22 protein-coding genes are annotated in these 21,827 nt (G+C 71.0%); 13 read left to right on the top strand and 9 right to left on the bottom strand.

Annotated features, from left to right (window positions below; all coding sequences use genetic code 11):
* Window positions 1–107: 107 nt before the first annotated feature.
* Window positions 108–1,703 (bottom strand): hypothetical protein, encoded by a 1,596-nt coding sequence (locus WME73_RS27710; protein WP_437911492.1) that lies wholly within the window; start codon window positions 1,701–1,703, stop codon window positions 108–110.
* A 377-nt stretch (window positions 1,704–2,080) separates the two neighbouring features.
* Between WME73_RS27710 and WME73_RS27705 the strand changes: the two genes are divergently transcribed.
* From WME73_RS27705 to argC, 9 genes are all read left to right on the top strand, one after another.
* The gene (locus WME73_RS27705; RefSeq protein WP_437911491.1) at window positions 2,081–2,728 is read left to right on the top strand and encodes a TetR/AcrR family transcriptional regulator; all 648 of its coding nucleotides are present in this window, start codon (window positions 2,081–2,083) and stop codon (window positions 2,726–2,728) included.
* 98 nt (window positions 2,729–2,826) lie between these two features.
* On the top strand, window positions 2,827–4,365 hold the full coding sequence (locus WME73_RS27700) for an FAD-dependent monooxygenase (RefSeq protein WP_437911490.1): 1,539 nt from the start codon (window positions 2,827–2,829) through the stop codon (window positions 4,363–4,365).
* 47 nt (window positions 4,366–4,412) lie between these two features.
* A complete protein-coding gene (locus tag WME73_RS27695; protein WP_437739397.1) occupies window positions 4,413–4,814 on the top strand; it encodes a group II truncated hemoglobin in 402 nt (133 codons plus the stop codon).
* 179 nt (window positions 4,815–4,993) lie between these two features.
* Window positions 4,994–6,604: a hypothetical protein gene (locus tag WME73_RS27690; protein WP_437911489.1), complete on the top strand. Its 1,611-nt coding sequence runs from the start codon at window positions 4,994–4,996 to the stop codon at window positions 6,602–6,604.
* On the top strand, window positions 6,492–6,797 hold the full coding sequence (locus WME73_RS27685; RefSeq protein WP_437739395.1) for a hypothetical protein: 306 nt from the start codon (window positions 6,492–6,494) through the stop codon (window positions 6,795–6,797). Before WME73_RS27690 ends, WME73_RS27685 begins: the two co-directional genes overlap by 113 nt.
* A gap of 60 nt (window positions 6,798–6,857) precedes the next feature.
* The gene (locus WME73_RS27680) at window positions 6,858–7,070 is read left to right on the top strand and encodes a YgaP-like transmembrane domain (RefSeq protein ID WP_437739394.1); all 213 of its coding nucleotides are present in this window, start codon (window positions 6,858–6,860) and stop codon (window positions 7,068–7,070) included.
* 20 nt (window positions 7,071–7,090) lie between these two features.
* On the top strand, window positions 7,091–7,681 hold the full coding sequence (locus WME73_RS27675) for an RNA polymerase sigma factor (protein WP_437739393.1): 591 nt from the start codon (window positions 7,091–7,093) through the stop codon (window positions 7,679–7,681).
* A gap of 4 nt (window positions 7,682–7,685) precedes the next feature.
* Window positions 7,686–7,949 (top strand): hypothetical protein, encoded by a 264-nt coding sequence (locus WME73_RS27670; RefSeq protein ID WP_437739392.1) that lies wholly within the window; start codon window positions 7,686–7,688, stop codon window positions 7,947–7,949.
* Between the two features lie 54 nt (window positions 7,950–8,003).
* Entirely contained in the window at window positions 8,004–8,954 is a 951-nt protein-coding gene (gene argC / locus WME73_RS27665) for an N-acetyl-gamma-glutamyl-phosphate reductase (RefSeq protein ID WP_437739391.1), read from the top strand.
* Window positions 8,955–8,957: 3 nt separating this feature from the next.
* Here the strand turns inward: argC and WME73_RS27660 are convergent, their stop codons facing one another.
* Complete coding sequence (locus WME73_RS27660; protein WP_437739390.1) at window positions 8,958–9,926, bottom strand: LysR family transcriptional regulator; 969 nt, start codon at window positions 9,924–9,926, stop codon at window positions 8,958–8,960.
* A 76-nt stretch (window positions 9,927–10,002) separates the two neighbouring features.
* Here WME73_RS27660 and WME73_RS27655 point away from each other — a divergent pair, with 76 nt between their 5' ends.
* Together WME73_RS27655 and WME73_RS27650 are read left to right on the top strand one after the other, a co-directional pair.
* Window positions 10,003–10,662, top strand: a complete 660-nt coding sequence (locus WME73_RS27655) for a glutathione binding-like protein (RefSeq protein WP_437739389.1) — start codon at window positions 10,003–10,005, stop codon at window positions 10,660–10,662.
* Between the two features lie 465 nt (window positions 10,663–11,127).
* Window positions 11,128–12,789, top strand: a complete 1,662-nt coding sequence (locus tag WME73_RS27650; protein ID WP_437911488.1) for a hypothetical protein — start codon at window positions 11,128–11,130, stop codon at window positions 12,787–12,789.
* 68 nt (window positions 12,790–12,857) lie between these two features.
* Here WME73_RS27650 and WME73_RS27645 read toward each other — a convergent pair whose 3' ends face one another.
* Both WME73_RS27645 and WME73_RS27640 read right to left on the bottom strand, forming a co-directional pair.
* Complete coding sequence (locus tag WME73_RS27645; protein ID WP_437911487.1) at window positions 12,858–14,021, bottom strand: PAS domain-containing protein; 1,164 nt, start codon at window positions 14,019–14,021, stop codon at window positions 12,858–12,860.
* 227 nt (window positions 14,022–14,248) lie between these two features.
* Entirely contained in the window at window positions 14,249–15,103 is an 855-nt protein-coding gene (locus WME73_RS27640; protein ID WP_437911486.1) for a hypothetical protein, read from the bottom strand.
* A gap of 147 nt (window positions 15,104–15,250) precedes the next feature.
* Here WME73_RS27640 and WME73_RS27635 point away from each other — a divergent pair, with 147 nt between their 5' ends.
* Window positions 15,251–16,153 carry a nucleoside hydrolase gene (locus tag WME73_RS27635; protein WP_437911485.1) on the top strand — a complete coding sequence of 301 codons (903 nt, stop codon included), beginning with the start codon at window positions 15,251–15,253 and terminating at the stop codon, window positions 16,151–16,153.
* Between the two features lie 19 nt (window positions 16,154–16,172).
* Here the strand turns inward: WME73_RS27635 and WME73_RS27630 are convergent, their stop codons facing one another.
* Entirely contained in the window at window positions 16,173–16,874 is a 702-nt protein-coding gene (locus WME73_RS27630) for a transcriptional regulator (RefSeq protein ID WP_437911484.1), read from the bottom strand.
* Between the two features lie 167 nt (window positions 16,875–17,041).
* Between WME73_RS27630 and WME73_RS27625 the strand changes: the two genes are divergently transcribed.
* Window positions 17,042–17,212 carry a hypothetical protein gene (locus tag WME73_RS27625; protein WP_437911483.1) on the top strand — a complete coding sequence of 57 codons (171 nt, stop codon included), beginning with the start codon at window positions 17,042–17,044 and terminating at the stop codon, window positions 17,210–17,212.
* Here the strand turns inward: WME73_RS27625 and WME73_RS27620 are convergent.
* The 4 genes from WME73_RS27620 to WME73_RS27605 form a co-directional block, all read right to left on the bottom strand.
* Window positions 17,209–17,496 carry an SPFH domain-containing protein gene (locus WME73_RS27620; RefSeq protein WP_437739382.1) on the bottom strand — a complete coding sequence of 96 codons (288 nt, stop codon included), beginning with the start codon at window positions 17,494–17,496 and terminating at the stop codon, window positions 17,209–17,211. The genes WME73_RS27625 and WME73_RS27620 overlap by 4 nt on opposite strands.
* Window positions 17,497–17,768: 272 nt before the next feature.
* Window positions 17,769–18,536, bottom strand: coding sequence for a phosphotransferase (locus WME73_RS27615; protein WP_437911482.1), 768 nt, complete (start codon window positions 18,534–18,536; stop codon window positions 17,769–17,771).
* Between the two features lie 90 nt (window positions 18,537–18,626).
* Window positions 18,627–20,636 (bottom strand): PAS domain-containing hybrid sensor histidine kinase/response regulator, encoded by a 2,010-nt coding sequence (locus tag WME73_RS27610; RefSeq protein ID WP_437739380.1) that lies wholly within the window; start codon window positions 20,634–20,636, stop codon window positions 18,627–18,629.
* On the bottom strand, window positions 20,626–21,756 hold the full coding sequence (locus WME73_RS27605) for a hybrid sensor histidine kinase/response regulator (RefSeq protein ID WP_437911481.1): 1,131 nt from the start codon (window positions 21,754–21,756) through the stop codon (window positions 20,626–20,628). The genes WME73_RS27610 and WME73_RS27605 overlap by 11 nt, the downstream gene beginning before the upstream one ends.
* Between the last annotated feature and the right edge of the window lie 71 nt (window positions 21,757–21,827).

Here is a 21,827-nt window from a genome sequence, read left to right as displayed (position 1 = left end):
TCTTTGCGAGCGTTCTCGCCTCGACTCGAGATCTGCTGCAACCCGAGCACGCCGACAGAACGAAGAAGGCGCCCAGGTTGCCCCGGGCGCTCTCCACGCTGTCGCGATCACTCGCAGGCGTGCGTCGTCGTGTTGCACGTGGCCGGCGAGGTGCAGCTCGAGTCGTCGTTGCACTCGACGCACGTGCCAGCCGCGAGCCCGCTGCCGCACACCGTCTTGCCGGGCAGGCCGTCTGCGGTGCAGTCGGTGCCCGCCGGCGCCATCGAGAAGCTCGGCGTGGCCGGCGTGCCCGTGCACGCGGGGTCCGTCAAGCAGACGGTCGCTGACACCGGGAGATCGGTGACGTCATCGTCCGTCGTGGGGCTGCCGGCGCCGTTGCACACGCGCTGCTGGCAATCGCCCGGCGTCTGCCCGGACGGCACGACCGTGCCCGCTTCGTAGCGCTGGCAGGCGCCCGCACCGTCGCAGAACCCGTTGGTCCCGCACGACGCCGCGCCCGTGTCCGGGCACTCGTCGTCCGGATCGCCGCCGGCCGCGATGTAGCCGCAGACGCCGTCGGAGCCGCCGAGCTTCTTGGCCGCGGAGCACGCCTGGCAGGCGCCGGTGCACGCCGTGTTGCAACAGACGCCGTCAACGCAGCGCGCGCTGGCGCACTCGGCGTTGGTCACGCAGGACGCGCCGTCCGGCTTGGCCGCGCAGGTGCCGCCGCTGCAGAAGCCCGTGGTGCAGTCGTCCGCGACGCCACACGTCTTCCCGACACCGCACCTGTTGCAGGCCGGAGCGCCCTGGAAGGACGCGCCGCCGCAGTCGACGTCGGTCTCGTTGCCGTTCTCGTCGGTGTCCATGCAGCTGGGCGTCGCGCACAGGCCGGCCGTGTTGCAGTAGCCGCTCGCGCAGTCCGAATCGAGCGCGCACTCCAGGTCGTCGGCGCAGGGCGCGCAGCCGGAGCCGGCGTCGATGCCGCCGCAGTCGACGTCGGTCTCGCCGCCGTTCAGCGCGCCGTCGGTGCAAGACACGTCCACGCACGTGTGCGTGCCCATCGGATCGCAGACCTGGGGCGCGGTGCAGTGGGTGTCCGCGAGGCAGCCGACGCAGGCGCCGTTGCCGTCGCAGACCTTGCCGCCGGTGGTGCAGCTCGTGCCAGCGGTCTTCGGTGCGCTGCCCGGAGAGCCGCCCGGGCACGTGCCGACGTTGCATTCGTCGTCGGCCGGCTTGTCGGTGTCGTCGCGGATCGACGTCGTGCCGCCGTCGCCGTCGCAGACCTGCTGCTTGCAGTCACCCGCCTCCTGGCCCGCCATCGTGGCGGTGCCGTCGGGCACGCTGGTCGTGCCGCAGCACCGTGCTTCGCACGTGGCCTTCATGCACTCCGTGGCCGGGGCCGGGCAATCGCCGATCGTGTCGCACGGTGTCGCGCCGCCGGCGCACGTCATTGAGCCGCCGGTGCCGCCCGCGCCGCCGGAGCCGCCGGAGCCGCCGGAGCCGCCCATGCCGCCGGTGCCATCCGAGCCGCCGGTGTCTGACGACGAGCTGGCGCTGCTGCTCGTCGTCGTGCCGCCGCCGGAGCCACCGGCTCCGCCGGCGCCGCCCGTGTCGGAGATCTGGCTGCGATCGACGGCGACGATGAGCTCGCAGCCGGTCATGTTCACCGTGAGCGCGCCCGCCGCGAGCACCAACGCAGGGAAGAACGTCGTTTTCTGGTTCATGCCAACAAGCACATTGGCCAGGGGGCCAGACCTGACCTGAGGCGGAGCCTACAGCAAAAGGCACAAGGAATCGCCGGCTTTCTCTTGCGATTAGAATCGATAACGTCCGGCACCGCCCGCGGCCCAATCGCGCCTTGGCCGCGGCGCCGAGCTCCGCGTCAGGCGCGCCGCTCTGAAGGGGGCCGGTCGCGCCTACATCGGGCCACAGCGGAAGAGGACCCAGCCGCCCGGGAGGCATGGCCCCGACGCGGGCCCGACCGCGGAGGCCCGAGATGGGAGAGCTCGCGCCGGGCGCCCTGTTTTCACCGCGCGAGGGGGACGCGGCCAGTGCGCGCCCTTGACCGCCCCCCGTTCATGAGTAAATAAACATTTACCTGATGCCGGGAGACGGGAAAAAAGAGACGCGGCGGGCGCTCCTCGACGCCGCCGCCGAGGAGTTCGCGCGGCATGGGCCTGACGGGGCTCGCGTGCACGCCATCGTGGGGCGCGCCCGGGTCAACGAGCGCATGATTTACCATCACTTCGGGAGCAAGGAGGGCCTCTACCGCGCGGTCCTCGAGGACCAGTGGTCCGGCCTCATGGAGGGGTGGCGGCCGGCGCTCGAGGCGTCGGCGGCGCTCGAGCCGCGCGAGGGTCTCTGGCACGCGTTCACGATGTTCTTCCGGCTGCTCCTCTCGCGCCCCCTGTGCATGCCGCTCGCGATGCACGAGGCGATGAGCGGCTGGCAGGCCGCGCCGCCCGCGACGCTCGCGATGCTGCCGTCGCAGCTGCGCGATCTCTACGAGCGAGGTCAAGCCAGCGGGGTGTTCCGGCGCGATTGCGAGTTCGAGCTCCTGTATTGCACCGTCGTGGGCGCGCTGGCCGGGATCGGCATCTTCGGGCCGCGCTTCTCGGACCTCCGGGCGCGCCTCTCGTGCGATCTCGATCTCGCCGCGCGCCTCGGCGAGCAGACCGTGAGCCTCGTGCTGGACGGCGTGACCACGCCTGGATGGAGCGGCCAAGCGGGCACCGGAGAGACCACGTGACGTGAGCCTCGTTCGTCCGTCGCCGCCCACAGGTCGTCGCTGAACCATCGTTGTCAATCGATCGTTGCTCGACAAGGAGCTCGACAAGGAGAACGCGTATGAACGTCGATGTCGTCATCGTGGGCGGCGGTCCGACCGGGTTGATGCTGGCCTGCGAGCTGCGGCTGGCCGGCGTGCGCCCCGTCGTGCTGGAGCGGCTGCCCGAGCCCACCGGGCTCTCCAAGGCGCTCGGCCTCGGCGGGCGCGCCGTGGAGATCCTCGACCACAGGGGCCTTCTCGAGCGCTTCCGCGCGGAGCAGAGCGCCGCAGAAATGACGCGCTTCGTGCACTTCGGCGGGATACCGCTGGCCCTCGGCGGCGACCACGCGCGCGTCTCCAGGCGCTTCCTGAGCATCCATCAGGCGCGCATCGAGGCGCTGCTGGAAGAGCGTGCGCGCGAGCTGACGACGGAGATCCGTCGAGGCCACGAGCTCATCGGGCTGGATCAGGACGGGGAGAGCGCGACGGTCACCGTCCGAGGCCCGGACGGCGACTACCCGCTTCGGGCGCGCTTCGTTGTGGGGTGTGACGGCGGCCGCAGCGCCGTGCGCAAGCTGTCCGGGATCGGCTTTCCCGGACTCCCGCCCTCTCGGCTCCTGCGCCTCGCCGACGTCACGCTGGCCGAGGGCGCGACGGAGGACGGGCACCTCGTCCTCTCCGGCGGTCGCCGCGTTCGGTTCGGGCTCGGCGGGATCGCCCTCGTTCCCCTGGGAGCGGGCGTGTTTCGCGTGGTCACGTCGGAGCCGTATCCGCCGGACTTCGACCGCGACGCGCCGATGACGCTCGACGAGCTGCAGGCCAGCGTTCGCGCGGCGCTCGGCGAGGATCTGCCCGTCCGCGAGGTGCGGTGGTTGTCTCGGTTCACCGACGCCAGCCGCCAGGCGGATATGTACCGCGCCGGTCGCGTGCTGCTCGTGGGCGACGCGGCGCACATCCATCTCCCCGCCGGCGGGCCAGGCCTCACCACCGGATTGCAGGACGCGGTCAACCTCGGCTGGAAGCTGGCCGCGGAGGTCCACGGCTGGGCGCCGCCGGGGCTCCTCGACACCTACCACGCGGAGCGGCACCCCGAGGGCAAGCGCGTGATCATGCACACCCGGGCGCAGGGCGCGCTGATGATGCGGGACGAGCGCGTCGCGGCGCTGCGCGAGCTGCTCGGCGAGCTGCTCAAGCACGAGCAGAGCCTGCGGTATGTCGTCGAGATGCTGGACGCGGTCGACGTCCGTTACGAGATGCCGACCGAGCCCGGCGAGCAGCATCCGCTGCTCGGGCGCTGGGCGCCGGACGTCCCGCTGACCACGCAGAAGGGGGAGACGCGCGTCGCGCAGCTCATGCACGGGGCCAGGGGCGTGCTGCTCGACCTGACCGGCGGCGCCGCGTTCGGCGGTGTGGCTGCGCCCTGGGGCGATCGCGTGGACGTCGTGAGCGCGCGCTGCGCTGCGCTGCCGCGCCCGGCGGAGGCGCTGCTGATTCGCCCCGACGGCTACGTGGCCTGGGCGGCCGCGGCAGGTGAGCCCGAGGCCTCCGCCCATCGCCGGCTGCGCCGCGCGCTCGCCACGTGGTTCGGCGCGGCCTGCGGCAGCTCCGCGGCGGCTTGAGCCAGCGGCGTGCAGCGCCGGCGCAAATCCGGTAGAGGGCATCGCCCATGGCCGAGCCGTCCGAGACCCCTTTCGATCTGCTGGGCGGCGAGCCGGCGGTGCGCCGGCTCGTCGAGCGCTTCTACGACCTCATGGGCCGCGACGAGCCGGCGCTCGCGCGCCTCCACGTCTGCGACGAGGGCGGTCAGGTCGCCCGTGAGAGCCGCGACCGATTCGCGCTCTTCCTGATCGGCTGGCTGGGCGGGCCGCAGGACTACATCGCCGCGCACGGCCACCCGCGGCTGCGGATGCGCCACGCGCGCGTCCCGGTCGATGTGGCGATGCGCGACGCCTGGATGCGCTGCATGCGGGCGGCCATGGCCGATGTCGACGTGCCCGCGCCGCTCCGCGCCTTCCTCGACCAGCGCTTCGCCGAGGTGGCGGACTTCATGCGAAACCGTCCGGGCTGACGGGAAGCGCCCGCCGGCGCGGCGCGCGGGGGGCGCGCGTCTGGACGCCCCATCGCTCCCCGATTTTCCGTACGATACGTCGTCCGCTCTCTGAGGTCGCGCGAGACGCCTGCCGCCAGCGCCGCGGAATCCGCGGCGCCACGGCAGGCGTGCGGCGCCTGGAACCCGTGCGGGGAACGATGTCCCGACCGAACGAGCACACCGACCTGCTGTACAAGGCGGGTTGCTCGTTCATCGTCTTCCTGATGCTGATCCTCGGCACGCTGCTGACGATCCTGCAGTCGTGGGAGTCCGCCGAGAGGCCTTCGAGGGACGAGGCCGTGTACCCCGACATCGGTCGGCTTCGCGCGCTCGAGGCCGAGTGGATCCAGGCGCGGCGCCGCGCGGCGAACCTGAAGCACGAGGCCGCGGGCGACGGCGATCCGCGCGGCGCGCACCTCATCGGGTTATCGCTCTCCGGCGGAGGCATCCGCTCGGCGACCATCTGCCTCGGCTTCCTGAAAGGGCTCGCCACGGTCCCGACGAAGAGCGGTGAGGTGATCCTCAAATACGTCGATTACATGAGCTCCGTGTCCGGCGGCGGCTGGGCGGGGGGCGCGCTCACGGCTCGGACCTCCGGCCCTCACCCGGAGGGGGACGCGGACCGTGAGCGCCGCTTCGACCCGCTGGAGGCCGCCTCATGGAACCGCCTCCTCGACAGGATCCGCCTGCGAGGCGACTACCTCATTCCCGGAGGAATCGGCCTCACCGCTAACACGCTCCAGCCCCTCCTCATGATCTTCGTCGGCGCGATCGCCAACGCGCTGTCGCTCCTGACCGCCGGGTTCGCGGCGATCGTGTTCCTCCACCACTCGAGCGCGAGGTCGCCGAAGGCGTTCCTCGCGCGCGTGGTCGAGCACGGCGTGACCGCGGTCGTCTGCCACGTCGACGGAGCGCGATCTCTCTTCTTCACCACGGCCTCTGTGGAGTCAGGCACGTTGCCTGACGCGATCGCCAGACATCTCCCCGTGCTCGACCTCCTCGTGTTCGTCCTGGCGTTGATGGGGGGTGTCCTTCTCGCCGCCCAGCTCGTCATGTACCTCGGGATCCTCTTCTCGTGGCCGTCCGTCCACGAGGCGGGGACCTGGCTCGCCGCTCGAGCGGCGCTGCTCGTGGTGCTCACGTGGGGCTCCCTGCTCGCGCTGCGGGCCGATCCCCTGCTCACCCTCCTCGTGCTGTGCGCTGCTCTGGCCGTCGCGCTGGCTGTCCTGCTGAGTCGCCTGAAGCGCGAGCAGCTCCTCGCGGTCATCGGGGTCGCCATCAGCGGACAGGTGTTCGCGCTCAGGTTCACGGATCTCTACGATGTCGTGAAGGGCGTCACGTCGACATGGGCGAGCATGCTTCAGTGGCTGATCTTTGCGCCGATCGAGCTCGCTCGGTCGATCGATGGGCTCGTCCACGTGCCTGTCCAGCGGGACCCGATGAAGGTCGTCGAGCTGACGTTCGGGGCGACGCTCTGCCTGGTGTTCATCGGGCTCAGCTTCCTGACGTCGAGGAACTACGCGGGTATCAACAGGTTCTGGGCCAACCAGATCCGCCGTGCATACCTGGGAGCAACGCACCCCGAGCACGCCGATCCTGGTGGGGAAGTTCAAGCCGGATCCGGGCGCGAAGACCGAGGCGACCAGGGAGGTCACGGTGGTCTACGTCAAGGCCGGCCTCTTGCCCGGACTGCCGCTCGACGTCCAGCGTTATGCGGAGTCTCACCCCGAGTTTCCGCACCAGACGACCGCGGATCAGTTCTTCGATGAAGCCCAGTTCGAGGCCTACAGGCTGCTCGGTGAGGCGCTCGCTCACGAGGTGGTGCGCACGCTGGACGACGCGATGGGGAGCGCGGGCCAGAGTTGGGCGAGCACCGTGGAGGACCTTCGCCCCGAGCCCCGCGCCGTCGGACCAGGCGACGTCGCCGGCCGCGCGGCGGGCGAGGCGGTCCCGGGCCGGTGACGATTTCCTGAATCCTACGCCCCGCGCCGGGGCTTCTCCGGGTGAAGGACGGAGGAGCTCATGAAACGGAATGTGGGTACGCAGGATCGGCTGTTGCGTGTTCTCGGCGGGCTCGGCCTGTTGACCTGCGCCTGGGCGGCGCCGCTGCCGCTCGCCGCGCGCCTCTCGGCGTTCGGTCTGGCGGGCGTGTACGTGATGTTCACGGCGCTCTCGGGCACATGCCTCGGGTACGCTCTGCTCGGCAGGTCCACCTGCCCGCGCCCGCCGGGCTGAGGCGCTGGATGGAGGCGGCGATGTCCCACGATCCGGTCCTCACGGCGGCGGCGCGCGGCGACGACGGCGCGCTGGAGCTGCTCGTCCGCGCCTACCACGACCGCGTGTACCGCTTCGGGCTGCGCGTGTGCCGCGACGCCTACGACGCGGACGACGCGGTCCAGGAGGCCTTCACGAAGCTCTCGCGCCGCCCCGAGGTGGCGCGGGATCCGGGCGTCCTCTCCTGGCTGATGACGGTCGTCCGGAACACGTGCGCGCGCATGCTGCGCCCGTTCGCGCGGGAGCGGCTGCGGCTCGGGGAGCGCGTGGACGACGCCGACGCGGTGCCGGCGGGCGAGCTCGACCCCCAGGCGGCGCTCGAGCGCTGGCGCCTCGTGCGCGCCGTGCACGAGGCGATCGCCGCGCTGGAGCGGCCGTACCGGGAGGTGCTCGTGCTGCGCGACGTCGAGGGCCTGACGGGCGAGGAGGTGTGCCGGACGCTGGGGCTGGGCGAGGCGGCCATGAAGAGCCGGCTGCACCGGGCGCGGCAGCTGGTGAGGGCAGAGGTCCTCCGGCGCGATGGCGCGCCCGCCGCGCCTCGCGCGCGGCAGGGCCGAGGAGAAGGAGGGTAGCGGCGTGTTCGCGAGCAAGAGCCTCGCGGCGCACCTCGCGCGCGGGGCGATCGGCCTCGGGGCCCTCGTGGCCGCGGCGTTCCTCGCGCGGGTGTCCCTCTGGGCGCCGGTCGCGCTGCTGCCGGTCGCGCTCGTGGCGCTGCGCGGGTGCCCGATGTGCTGGACGGTGGGGCTGATCCAGACGATCGCCGCCAGGGCGCGGGGGGAGCGCCCTCGCGGGCTGTGCGACGACGGCGGGTGTGCGACGGCGTCGAGGAGGCGTCGATGAGCTCACGCGAAGCGCTGGTCCCGAGGGCGCGCTCGGCGTATGGAAACGGCCACCATGCATCGGGTGTTCATCGACGGACAGGAAGGGACGACGGGGCTCCAGATCCGCGAGCGGCTGCAGGGCCGCCGCGACCTCCAGCTGCTCGAGATCGACCCCGAGCGCCGCAAGGACCCGGCGGCGCGCCGCGCGCTGATCAACGAGGCGGATGTGCTCATCACGTGCCTGCCCGACGACGCCGCCCGCGAATCCATCGGATGGATCGAGAACCCGAGGACACGCGTCATCGATCCGAGCACCGCGCACCGCACGGCCGACGGGTGGGTGTACGGCTTCCCGGAGCTCCGCCCCGGCCAGCGCGAGGCCGTCCGCGGCGCGCGGCGCGTCGCCGTCCCCGGGTGCCACGCGACCGGGTTCCTCGCGCTCGTGGTGCCGCTCGTCGACCAGGGGCTCCTGCCCAGGGACGCCCGCGTGATCGCGCACTCGCTCACCGGCTACAGCGGCGGCGGGCGCAAGATGATCCAGGCCTACGAGCAGGCCGACGGGGCGCGCCGCGAGCAGCTCCGCGGCCCGCGCCCGTACGGGCTCACCCTGCAGCACAAGCACCTGCCGGAGATGCGGGCCATCGCGGGCCTCGACAGGGCGCCGCTGTTCCAGCCGGTCGTGGGTGACTTCTACAAGGGCATGCTCGTCTCGGTGCCCCTGTTCGCGGACGCCCTGGCCCGGCCGGCGACGCCCGCCGCGGTCCACGAGCTCTACACGTCCTTTTACGCCGGCGAGCCGTTCATCCGGGTGATGCCGCTCGGCGGCCAGGGCGCGCTGGAGGACGGCTACCTCGGCGCGGTGGAGTGCAACGACACGAACCGGCTCGACGTGTTCGTGTTCGGCAAGCCGGACCAGATCCTGGTCGTGGCGCGCCTCGACAACCTCGGCAAAGGCGCCTCCGGCGCGGCGGTGCAGAACCTGAACCTGATGCTGGGCGCGCCGGAGGCCACCGGCCTCGACTGAGGGTCACCCGGCGCGCGTGTAGAGCCGCGGCGCCGAGCTCTCGAGGGCGGCGATCAGCCGCTCCGCGGCGTCGGCCGACGCGCGCCGGAACGCGATCCGCCAGGGCCGGCGGAGCGGGCCGGACGAGAGCCGCTTGACCAGAAGGTCGCCGCTGCCGAGATAGGCTTCCGCCACCCATTCCGAGAGGGTCGCGATCCCCATCCCGGCGCGCGCCGCGTCGACCACGGCCTCCGTGAGCGGGAAGCGCAGGAGCTCGATCTTGGGCCGCTGCCGCCCGAAGACGGCGCTCATGAACCAGCGCGCCTCGGCCGGCGTCGCGTTCGGCGTGATCAGCGGGCCCTCGCGGAGGTGGTCTCGCGTGAGCGACGCCCGCCCGGCGAGCGGGTGCGAGGTCGAGATCACGAAGACGACCTCGTCCGAGAAGAGGGGCCGCTCCACGAGCGCGCAGCCCGCCTCGCGGTCGGTCGGCAGGGACGACGTGGTGAGCAGCGCGACGTCGATGTCCCCCCGGACGAGCGCGGCGACCGGATCGTGGGTGTGCTCGACCGCGAGCACGATCTCGAGGCGGGGCAGCCTTCGCCGGAGGCTCGTCATCGCGGAGGGCAGCCAGCGGTACGCCGTGTAGCACTCGCACACGAGGCGGACGCGCGTCGTCGCGGCGACCGGCGCCGCGACCTCTCGCTCGAGCTCCCGGAGCTGCGCGAGGACGAGCCCGGCCCCCGCGATGAGCCGCTCGCCCGCGGCGGTCGGCGCGACCCCGCGCGCGGTGCGCTCGAAGAGGCGCGCGCCGACGCGGTCCTCCGCCTGGGCGAGCGCCCGGCTCACGGCGGACTGCGTGATGTGCATCGCCGAGGCGGCGCCGGCCGTGCTCCCGGCGGCCGCCAGCGAGAGGACGAGCTCCAGATCGCGGATCTCGAGCCGAGGCCGCGGTCCGATCGCGGGAGGCGCAGGGGGAGACGGTATGCGTGACACGCATAGATCCTATCACGACGATGCGTTGGACGCACAGCCCCGCGAGGCGCACGTTGGGCGCCGTCAGGAGGTTTTCATGAAGCTCTATTTCGCTCCGCTCGCATGTTCTCTCGCCACGCGCATCGCCTTCTACGAGGCCGGCGCGGAGGCTTCGTATGTGGAGGTCGATCTCAAAACGAAGCGGACCGAGGGGGGCGCCGACTACCGTGCGATCCACCCGCTCGGGTTCGTCCCCGCGCTCGAGATCGAAGGAGGCGAGATCCTCGCCGAGAACGCGGCGATCCTTCAGCTCGTGGCGGATCGGTTCCCGAAGGCGGAGCTCGCGCCGCGGGATCCGCTCGGCCGGGCGCGCCTCCAGCAGTGGCTCGGCTTCATCGGGAGCGAGCTCCACAAGGCGGTCTACATGCCGCTCCTGGACAAGACGGCCTCGGCCGAGGTCAAGGCCCATGCGCTGGCCGGGGCAGCGCACCGCCTCGGCTGGGTGGCCGATCGGCTCGAAGGGCGGGAGTTCCTGCTCGATCGCTTCTCGGTCGCCGACGCGTACCTCTTCGCGGTGCTCAACTGGTCCGTTGTCACGCCGATCGACCTGAAGTCCTGGCCGGTGCTCGCCGCGTACCATGCGCGCCTCCACGGACGCCCGAGCGTGGCGCGCGCCTTCGCCGAGGAGCGGGAGGGCTACTTCCGGGAGCAAGCGCGGCACGCGAAGGCCGTCGACGCGCCGGCGCCGAGCATCTGACCCGAGCGGAGCGCGCCCGGCGCGCCCGGCGGCGGGCGCGCTGGTCACGCCGCGATCGCGGACCGGGACCGGGGCGACGATGCGTGCGACGCGAGCCGACAGAGCGGACGGAATGCGAGAGGAGGCGATAGCCGGCGACGGGCGATGAGGCGATGAAACGCGGCGAGGGGAGGACCGGAGGATTCGATGAATGATGGGACGGGGCGGCGCAACCAAGGCATGGGCGCATGGGCGCATGGCCGGCCGACGACTGACGGCCGATGACTGACGGCCGATGACTGACGGCCGATGACCGACGGCCAATGGCCGGCCAATGGCCGGCCGATGACCGACGGCCGACGGCCGATGCTCAATGACCGACGGTCAATGACCGCATGGCCGACGGACGCGCGACGTCATGGCGCCCCCCGCGAATCCAGCTTTTCACGCGCGACCGGCTCTGATACGAGAGTCATTATGAGACACTTGCGACAACTCTTCGTATGTTCGGTCCTGGCCATTGCTGCGATCCCGGTCGGCTGCACGGCGGACGCGCCGGAGGACGCCGAGCAGGAGTCCGAGGTCGGCTCGCTCAGCCTGGCCCTCGTCGGGAACAGCTCCTCGGGCGCGACGTACCGCCTGTCCCAAGCGTGGTTCGACATCTACGGCCCGACGACGCGGACCATCTACGGAGGTGGCGACACGCCGGCGCTCACGGAGGTGCTGCCGGTCGGCGGTTATAACGTGACGCTCCAGCCAGGCTGGGTCCTCGAGCGGTGGACCGGCGGCGGTTACCAGCCCGTCTCGGCGTCCCTCACGTCGGCGAACCCGACGTGGGTCTACATCGGCGAAGGTGCGACGTCGACGGTGGCGTTCCAGTTCCGGGCCGATGGCGACGTCATCTCGGTCGGGCACGGGAGGCTCGACATCGTCATCGGGGTCGACGACACGACGCCGCCGCGCGAGGACACCGATGTGGCGTGCAGCAACGGTTACGATGATGATGGCGACGGCCGCCCGGATTGCTCCGATCCGGACTGCCAGTCGCAGCCGTTCTGCGGGCCGCTCGGCGAGGACACCGATTGGGAGTGCAGCAACGGCTACGACGACGACATGGACGGCCTCGCGGATTGCTCCGATCCGGACTGCCAGTGGTATCCCTTCTGCGCGCCGGTGCGAGAGGACACCGATTGGGCCTGCAGCAACGGCGCCGATGACGACATGGACGGCCTCGCGGATTGCGCCGATCCGGAATGCCAGTTGTATCCGTTCTGCTCGCCGTGGCGCGAGGACACCGATTGGGCGTGCAGCAACGGCGTCGATGACGACGGGGACGGCCTCGCGGATTGCGCCGATCCGGAGTGCCAGTGGATGCCGTACTGCATGCCGGTGCGCGAGGACACCGACTGGACGTGCAGCAACGGCGCCGACGACGACGGGGACGGTCTCGTGGATTGCTCCGATGCGGACTGCCAGTCACAGCCGTACTGCATGACGTGGCGCGAGGACACCGATTGGGCCTGCAGCAACGGCTCCGATGACGATGCGGACGGTCTCACGGATTGCTCCGATCCGGACTGCGGGTGGTTGCCCGTCTGCGCGATGCCGGGCCTCGTCATCGAGGACTTCGAGGACGGCGATTTCCTCTTCTCCGCGCCGTACGCGGGCAGCGTCCCGCCGTTCACGGGGCCGTGGGTGACGTACGACGACGGGACCGTCCCGCCGGTCGACCTGTTGCCCGCTCCGGGGCCTTTCAGCTCGACGGCGCTCGCGGCGTTCTCCCCGGGGGTGCCGACCGCGTCGGGCGCTGGCGTGGCGCTGTCCTTCGAGATGTCGCCCGTCGATGTGTCGCCGTTCCAGGGCATCCGCTTCCACATCCGTGGCCAGGGCACGCAGGTTCGCTTCGACGTCGGCACGCTCCTTACGACGCCTGAGGGCGGGCTCTGCTCGGCTTGCTACGACAGCCACGGTATCGACCTCTGGGTCGGACCGGAGTGGGTCACCGTGGAGCTGCGCTGGTGGGATCTGATCCAGCAGGGGTGGGGCACGCTGGTGCCGTTCGAGCCGTGGAGCGTCATGAACCTGAACTGGCGCACGCCCGTGGGACAGCCGCTGCGCATCGAGATCGACGACGTCCAGCTGTTCTGAGCTCGGGCGCCCAGGGAGCAGCGCCAGCGCTGGCGCTGCTCCCGGGTGCCTCCTCCTCCGCTGTCGTGTCAGGCGACGTCGCGGGTGGGCGGCGCCGGGCGGGCGGTCAAACGCCGCATGCAGTGCATCAGGCCGGCCCGCAGGTTGGCCTTGGTCACGATGGCGCTGAGGTCGAGCCCCAGCGCCACCATCGTCTGCGCGACCGTCGGGCGGATGCCGCAGATGATCCCCTCGGCGCCGAGCAGCTGGATGGCCCGCACGAGCTTGATCAGGTGATCGGCGACCTTCGTGTCGACCATCTGCACGCCGGTGAGGTCCAGGACCGCGAAGCGCGCGCCGCGGCTCGAGATCGCCTCGAGCAAGCTCTCCATCGCGTCGGCCGTCCTCGCGCTGTCGACGACGCCGATCATGGGCAGCGCCAGCACGCCGTCCCATACCTCGATGATCGGCGCCGCGAGCTCCCGGATGACCCGCTGCTGCGCCTCGATCACGTCGAGCTTCGTCTGGAGGGACTGCTGCGCGCGCTGCCCCTCCGTCACGTCGAGCGAGAACCCGACGACGGTGCTGACGTGCCCCTCTTCCTCCGCGAGGGGGACCATCCAGCTCTCCCATACACAGCCGTGCGCCTCGGCCAGCCCGTGCACCGGGTCGCCGGCCAGCGCGCGCCTGACGGCGCCCCTGGCGTCGTCGTAGAGGTCAAAGATGTTCGCGCCGACGAGCTGTCCAGGTTGATGGCCGACGGCCTCCAGCCCCTTGCCTTCATGGTAGAGATACGTTCCGTCGGTATCGACGGCCCACATCGCTATCGGAAGAGCGTTGATCAAGGCGCGGAGCATCCTGTCCCGTGCCCTCAGCTCGGTCAGCTCGTCGAGCGCGCCGTCGCCGACCGGCGCGTCACGGAACGAGCCGTAGACCAGCCCCTCCGAGTGCGCGCCGCGCACGACGCAGGCGAGCGGTTTGTAGCTGCGCTCCGCGCTCATGACGCGGCCGTGGACGTGAATGGGGGCCGTGCTCTCGCGTACTTGCTCCCACCTTGTGGTGAGCGCGCTGCGGTCCTCCGGGTGGAAGAGCTCGGTCAACGGGGTTCCTTGCGCGAGCGCGGGCCCGATCGTCTGGCCCAGCGCGTCGCTCCATCGCAGCAGCGCGCCGTCGCCTCCGGCGACGAACAGCATCTCCGTGGAGTGTGCAATAAAGTCATCCAGCGAGCTCAGTGCTCCGTTTGCGTCAGCCATCGTATTCCCCTCCGCAACCGGACAGGCATACCGGGATTGCGCATGACAAGGTAGATCGATGACCGCACGCGAATAGTAGGGTGCAATCCGCGACGCGCACGAAGGCATGGCCTTACTCCAATCGTCGGAACGCACGAGGGGGACATACCGCCTCAGGCGACGCTCGCCGCGCGAACTCCGGCGATCTGTACGACCGGTACGTACCGGTTCGTCCGCGTCGGAGCGGCTCAGCCGCCGGCGCCGGCGCCGGCGTCGCGGGTAGGAATGCCGAGCAGATAGAGCTTCTTCGCTCTCCCGCCGATCACTCCCTTCTCCCATCGGTAATCTTCGTCCCGGAGCCCGCTCAACAGCTCATCGAGGTCATCGAGCGTGTAGGTCCTCGCGTTCGAGACCGCCCCGTCCCATGCGAAGCACAGCGGGATGATCGGAACGATATAGGTGAAGACGAGCTGCCGCAGGGTCATGGGCCTCGCCAGGGGTGTGATGAGGAGGCACATCACGAAGTTGATCGGGAGGGCGAGCCACCCGAGGAACAGCGGATGACTGTTGTCGCTGATCTCGAATATACAGATGGGCTGCCTGCTCCTCTGGGCCGACTCCAGTATCTTCCTCGCGTCGTCCGGCCTCATGTGATGAAAGCTGCTGACCATTGTTCGGAGACCCGTGAGACCCCGGAGACCCGCGAGACCCGCGACACCCGTGGAACCAGCTACTTCGCCGTCGATCTTCGTGGCGTCCACCGGGCTCGTCCGGTAGGATACGTTGCTCCCTTCCTGGTTGTTGATGAGCTCCGCCGCTTCCATGCTCGGGTACAGGTCCGTGAGCGTCAGTTGGATGCCCTCGAACCCGGGCTTCTCGCGCAGGGTCCGCACGACGTCGATCATCGGCCCGCCGCTCCCGGAGCAGAGGTCGACGATGTTCGATGTGTTCGACTCCTTCAATGCTCTGGCGATCAGCTCGACCAGCGCCTCGCGCGTGCCCAGCGCCCTGTGCATGACCACGATGAGGCGTGTCATGCAGGCCCGTAGCCACCCGGGAAACCAGCTGAAATCCTCTATCTCGAACAGGTGTATGCGTTTCATTCGCTCCTCGGGGTCGTGCGGCCTGACCGCGCGCGGCTGCGCGGGTCGAGCGCTGGCTCCGGCGGGCGGCCGGTCGTCTCTCCGGCTGCCCGCTCGGATCGAGTCTATTCAATTTTGCTCTGCGGCGCGATGGCATGGAGGTGCGGCGTGAAGCGCATGATCTTCGAGATGGAGACCGCGGACCCGGATGATTTCATGACGCTGCTCTGGCTCGCCGATCACCCCGACGTCGAGCTGCGCGGCGTGCTCGTCACGCCCGGCTCCGAGGATCAGTGCCGGCTGGTCCGCTGGGGGCTGGATCGCTGCGGGCGGGCGGAGGTCCCGATCGGCGCGCTGCACGGCCCCGCGTGGTGGGCGACGAGCGAGGGCAAGAAGGCGCGGGTCTCCGGCTTCCACCAGGCGTGCTACGGCCCCGGCATCCTGGAGCACCCGGTCGGCGAGGTCGCGGGCGGCCCCGCGCTGCTCGCCGAGCTGCTCCGCGAGCCGGACGCCACGGTGCTCGTCGGGGCCGCGCCCAAGAACATCGGCAAGGCGTTCAAGGATGTCCCCGGGCTCCGGCTCGCTCGCTGGGTCCAGCAAGGCGGCTTCGCGGGCGACAACCTGGTCGCCGAGCCGCTCGAGAAGTTCCGCGGGCGCCTCACCTGCCCGAGCTATAACCCCGGCGGCGCGCCCCGGGAGACGCTCGCGCTGCTCGCCTCACCGCAGATCGGAGAGCGCAGGTTCGTCTCGAAGAATGTATGTCACGGGGTCGTCTATACCGAGGCCATGCGCGAGGCGCTGAACCGCCGGGTCTCCGGGCGATCGCCGCGGAGCGGCCTGACGAGGATGATCGACGCGCTCGATCGGTACCTGGCAGACAAGGGCGTGGGCAAGGCGATGCACGATCTCGTGGCGGCCGCCTGCGCGCTCGACGAGCGCGTCTGCGACTTCGTCGAGGTCGAGATCTACCGCGAGAAGGGCGAATGGGGGGCGCGCGCCATGGAGGGCACGAACACGCGGATCTCGGTCGGGTTCCACGAGGAGCGCTTCCTCGACGTGCTCGCGCGCTGAGCCGCCGGCGGAGCCCGCCTCACCGGGCTGCGCAGGTCTTGCGGAGGGCGCGCGCCCTGTCGATGCACGCGGCGAGGACGTCCTCGGGCGGCTCGTCCGGGCACGCGGCCTCGAAGGCGCGGATGGCGTCGCGGAGGCCCCCCGCGCCGCCGGCGCCGAGATCGAGCTTGTGCTTGCGATCCTCGTCGTCGTCGTCGTCGCCGCCGACGAGCAGGAGCGTCCCGACGACCGCCCCCACGACGACGACGCCCGTGACGACGCCCGCGACGATCACGCCCGTCTTGCCCTCCACGTCCGGCGGCTCCGCGTCCGGGACCGACGGCGTGCCCGCCGGGATCGGCGGGGCCTCGATGCCCGCGGCGAGCGCGGTGGTGGCGATGCCGCCCGCGAGCCCCAGGCCGCCGATGACGAGGCTCGACAGCGTGAGCGCGCTCGGCCCCGCGTCCGCGCGCGCGCTCACGCTGGCGGAGAGGCGCACCTGCGCCGCGTTGCACGCGGCGTACGCGTCGAGGCGGTGGATCTCGAGCGATGCGCGGGGCGCGGTCTCGGGCGGCAGCTTCGCGGCGAGGATGATGTCGTCCGCCGATCGCCGGAACGTGAGAGGTGCGAGCGGCTCGGGGGCGGCCGCGGGCGGCGTGGAGGCCTTGCCGCAGCCGGCCAGTCCACACGCGATGAGCAAGAGCGTCGTGCAGGAGAGGGCATGATCGCGCCTTTGGGTCATACAGCCACGCTACGCCGATCGAGCGCGGTCTCGTCGAGCGAAATTGGCCTCGTCGCAGATCGGAACGACCGCCGGCGAGCGGGCTGAGCCTGGATGACAACGTGGTGTGATCGACGCGCCGAGGAGAGGAAGGTGCGATATGCGCAGGCCTCGCGACCGCCCTGAACGTGAGCTCCACCGCGTGTGTTAAGATACCATTCCTGGCGGCCGGCCTCGCGTTCCGCGCGGAGGAGCGCTTCGTGGGGCTCGCCGAGCGCGATCCAGACGCCGCCGTGCGGGCGGTGGCCCGCCGCGCTCTCGGGTCGCTCGATGGCCCGTCGGGGGTCGACGGTGGCTAGGACTTCCGCTCGCCGCCGTCGCAGAGCATCCCCTCGGGCTTGAGCCCCTGGATACGGAGCGCCTCGGCGTCCTTGCGCGCCTGGATCACCTTGGCCTCGGCGCGCCGCTCGGTCTCGAGCACCTGATTCATGATCTCGCGGAGGTTGCCGGGGAAGACGAGGTCCTTCACGTCGGCGCGGACGATCTCCACGCCGTAGCGGGCGGCGGTGCCCTTCACGTCGTCGCGCACGGCGTCCGAGATCTCGTTCCGGTCGCTGAGGATCGCCTCCTTCGTCTTGCTCATGGCCGGTGGCAGGGGAGGGGACGAGAGGATGGGATCTCGACGGGGACGCGGGCGCGGAGAGAGCGCCGGCGCCTACACGCTGGCGATATGCAGTACGGGCCTGGGAGGACGACGGCTTCTGATCTCTTGGAAGGAGACCGATCGCCCCAGCCCGCCACGGCCAGGTGGGCGCCGACGGCGGCAGCATACGCTGCCCGTGAAGCAGCGCAAAGGCCTGGCCTTCGCGCCCGGCTCCCTCGGGTCCCTCGAAGGCCGGCGGGTGCGTCGGCCCCTCACGGGGTGAACGCCCGCAGCAGCCGATCACGCTGCGCCCGCAGGTTGCGGATGTCGTCTTCGTACAGCGCAGGGTGCCCGGCCGCGATGTGCGCCTGGGATGCGACGTCGCCGGCCGCAGCCCGCGCGCGCATGGACGCGAGCAGCGCCGCGAGCCGGTCGGCCACGGTGTCGAGCAACAGGGGCCCTGGCGCGAGGCCATAGGCGCGGCAGAACTGCGCTGCGTGCCGCGCCTGGTCCTCGGGGCTGCCGGCGCTGTCCGGGTTGCTCGGCGCGTGTAGCGGCGCGAAACGGTAGACCGCGTACGCCACGTCCCAGAGGCGCGGGCCCGGATGAGCGGTATCGAAATCGATGAAGCCGACGACCCGGCGGCCGCGGACGACACAGTTGTAGGGCGCGAGGTCGCCGTGACAGATCACCTCGGCAGGCGAGCGGGGCGGGAGCTGCCACCGATCGTCCGGCCCCGGGACGAACGTCGCGCTCGCGTCGTGGAAGCGTCGCAGCAGGGTAGCGGCGGACGTCAGGAGCTCGGGAGTGCGCAGCTCGGCCGGGAGCGGGTTGTGCACGTCGCCATCGAGGTACGACAGCACCTCGTTCCCCTCGTCGTCGTATCCGAGCGGCTCCGGCGCCGCGTCGAAGCCCGCCGCCCGGAGGTGCCGCAGCAACCGGTGGACGGCAGGCGCCGCCGACGTCGCGGGCCGGTGCACCCTGTCGCCGCGCCGGCGCACGGTGTTCACGCCGCCCTTGAATACCGTGTCGTCGATCATGTGGAGCCCTCTTCGCTGCGGATCCTGTCTATCGCGCGTTCGTCGCAGAGCGGCGCGTCCGGGCGCATGGCGTGAGCGCGCCTCGGCGCGCTACGGCCGGAGGAGGAGCTGCTCGAGGACGGTGGTCAGCTCGTCGACCCTCACCGGCTTGGTCAGGTACCGATAGAACCCGGCCTGCTCGGCGCGGTGGGTATCCCGGGCCATCGCCGCCGCGCTGAGCGCGATCACGGGGATGTCGCGCGTCTCCGGCCACTCCTCGAGCTTGCGCATGGCCTCGTAGCCGCTCATCCCGGGGAGGTTGATATCCATGATGACGACCTCGGGCTGCCGCGAGCGCGCGAGCTCGATGCCGATCTCGGCGTTCGGCGCGGTGATCAGGTGGACGCGCTCGAACTCCGAGATGAGCTCCTCCATGAACGCGATGTTCGACGGGTTGTCTTCGACGTACAGGACCGAATGGCGGACGCCGCCGGGCCCGGCGAGCGGCGACGCCTCCAGGCGCGCATCCGGCTGCGCCGGGGCGGCGACCGCCGGCGGCTCCTGGTGCGCCGGGAGCTCGATCCAGAACTCGGACCCTTCACCCGGTATGCTGGCGAAGCCGACGCCGCCGCCCATGAGCTCCGCGAGCCGCTTCGTGATGGCGAGGCCGATCCCGGTCCCCTCGATCGGCCCCGTCTCCTGGCCGGCGCGCTGGAAGGGCTGAAAGATCTTCGCGTGCTGCTCCTGGGGGATGCCGATGCCGTTGTCGATCACGCAGATCTTCACGACCCCGTCCTCGGGCATCGACACCGCGATCGTGGCGCGGCCCCCCCTGCGGCCGTACTTGATCGCGTTCGAGCCGTAGTTCATGAGGATCTGCGCGAAGCGCGTGCGATCCGCCGTGATCTTCGGGAGCTCCGCGGGGAGGGGCGCGAGCGCGATCTCGATCCCGGCGCGCCGGGCCATCGGGTCGAGCGTCGCCTTCACCTCGACCAGCACCTCGGGGACGTTCACCGGCTCGATCGACACCGTGACGCGGCCCGCCTCGATGCGCGAGAGATCCAGGATGTCGTCGATGAGCTTGAGCAGGTGCTCGCCGCCCTTGAGGACGTGCTCTATCCGCTCCTTCTGGCGATCGGTGAGCGGCGTCTTCCTGTCGCGGTGCAAGAGCTGCGCGAATCCGAGGATCGCGTTGAGCGGCGTGCGGAGCTCGTGGCTCATCGAGGCGAGGAACTCGCTCTTCGCGGAGCTCGCGGCCTCGGCGATGCCTCGCGCCTTGCGCAGCTCCTCCTCGCGATGCACGTCGCCGGTCATGTCCCAGAGGGTGCATACCGTCCCGCCCTCGGCCGTGCGGCGCTCGGTCGCGCGCAGGCTGCGCCCGTCGCTCGTGCAGAGATCCAGCGTGCCATCCGGCTCCGCGTGGTAGGCGAGCATCCTTTCGCGGAAGGCGGCCGGAGGCTCGCCGCCGAGGGCGAACAGCCCCGCGGCGAGGCCCTCACCGACGATCTCGTCATAGCTCCGCCCGATCATGGGGCCGTTCACCCGCGCGCCGAGCCAGTGCCGGTATACGCTGTTGCAGAGCGCGAGCCGGTCCTGCGCGTCGAACACGGCGAACGCGCCCTGGAAGCTCTCCACCGCGCTCCGCAGGAGGTCGCTCGTGCGTTGCGCCACGGCCTCCAGGCGCTTGCGGTCGCTGATGTCGCGGATGGCGCTCGAGAAGAGCGTGCCCCCCTCGGTCGTCAGCGGGCTGAGGCTGATCTCGACCGGGAACTCGCTGCCGTCCCTCCGGCGGCCGAACAGCTCCAGCTCCGACCCCATGGGGCGCGCCCTGGGCGCGGCGATGAACGCCGAGCGGTTCGCGACATGAGACCGCTGGAATCGCTCCGGGAGCAGGATCTCGATCGCCTGCCCGATGAGCCCGCCGCGCGTGTAACCGAACATCCGCTCGGTCTGGACGTTGACGAACACGATACGTCCGTGCTCGTCGACGACCACCATGGCGTCGGGCGCCGCGTCGATGAGCATGCGGAACGTGCTGTCGTCGAGCTGGCGAGCGCCAGGCCCATGGGGCGCCTGCTCGGGTGCTGACAGGCGTTCGACGGAGGAGATCTCATGTGTCATCGGGGAGCCTCACACAGAACACGGCGCCAGGGGCGTTGTCCTCGATCCGGATGTCGCCGCCGTGCGCCTCGACGGCCATCTTGCAGAACGCGAGCCCCAGGCCGCGGCCGGCGCGGTGGAGGGCCGGAGCGTCGCCTCCGAGCTGGACGAAGCGATCGAACACCTGCGCGCGCATCTCGGCGGGGATGCCCGGCCCCGCGTCCGCGACGCAGATCTCCACGTGAGCGCCGCGCTTCGCGGCGCCCACGGTCACCGCGGTCCCGGCCGGGGCGTGGAGGATCGCGTTCTCGAGGAGGTTCTCGAGCGTGCGGCGGAGCAGGTCCGGGTCGGCCCTGACGGCGGGCACCTCGACGGCCTCGCGCAGCGAGAGCGACCGGGAGCTCGCGCGCAGGTCGAGCGCGGCGAACACCTCGAGGACGAGCGCGCGGAGATCGACGCTCGCTCGCTCGGGGGCGAGCCTCCCCTCCTCGCTCTTGCTGATGTCGAGCAGGTTGTAGATGAGCCGCAGCAGGGCCCGCGCCTGGTCGCGGACGTGCCGCGCGGAGTCGCGCGCCTGCTCCGAGAGCGCTCGGTCCCGGAGCAGGAACTGCGCGTGCAGGTCCATGCTGCTCACCGGGTTCTTCAGATCGTGCACGACGAACGCCATGAGCCGCTCCTTCTGGAGCTGGAGGCGCATCAGCGTGTCGCGCTGGTGCCGGACGAGCTCGACGTGCTCGCGCAGCTCCGCGCCGAGCCGGCGCAGCCTCAGGGCGGCCTGGACCCGCACGAGCAGCTCCGACGGGCGGATCGGCTTCGTCAGGAAGTCGTCGCCGCCGGCGCGCAGCGCGCTGTCGAACGTGTCGACGTCGCGGAGCGCCGTCAAGAAGACGATCGGCGTGCTCGCGCCCTCGGGCAGGCCGCGGATCCGTGCGCACACGGCGAACCCGTCCATCCCCGGCATCCGCACGTCGAGGAGCACGCAATCGGGCTTGTGGCGCTGGAATTGCTCGATTCCCTCCTCGCCCGTGACGGCGAGCACGACCTCGTAGCCATCGTCCTCGAGCGTGGCCTGGGCCAGAGCGCGGTTCTGTTCGTTGTCATCGACGACCAGAACCCTGGATTTGGGCTCGTGCTGTTCCATGCGGCCTCGGCTCCGGGCGCGAGATTACATGAGAGGCAATGACTCTACAACTGCCGTCAGTCCATGCTCGT

It is taken from the genome of Sorangium sp. So ce302 (genome assembly GCF_051530145.1).
Lineage (GTDB): Bacteria > Myxococcota_A > Polyangia > Polyangiales > Polyangiaceae > Sorangium > Sorangium cellulosum_B.
The sequence above is the reverse complement of the archived record's forward strand: the minus strand, read 5'-3'. Positions and strand labels throughout refer to the sequence as shown.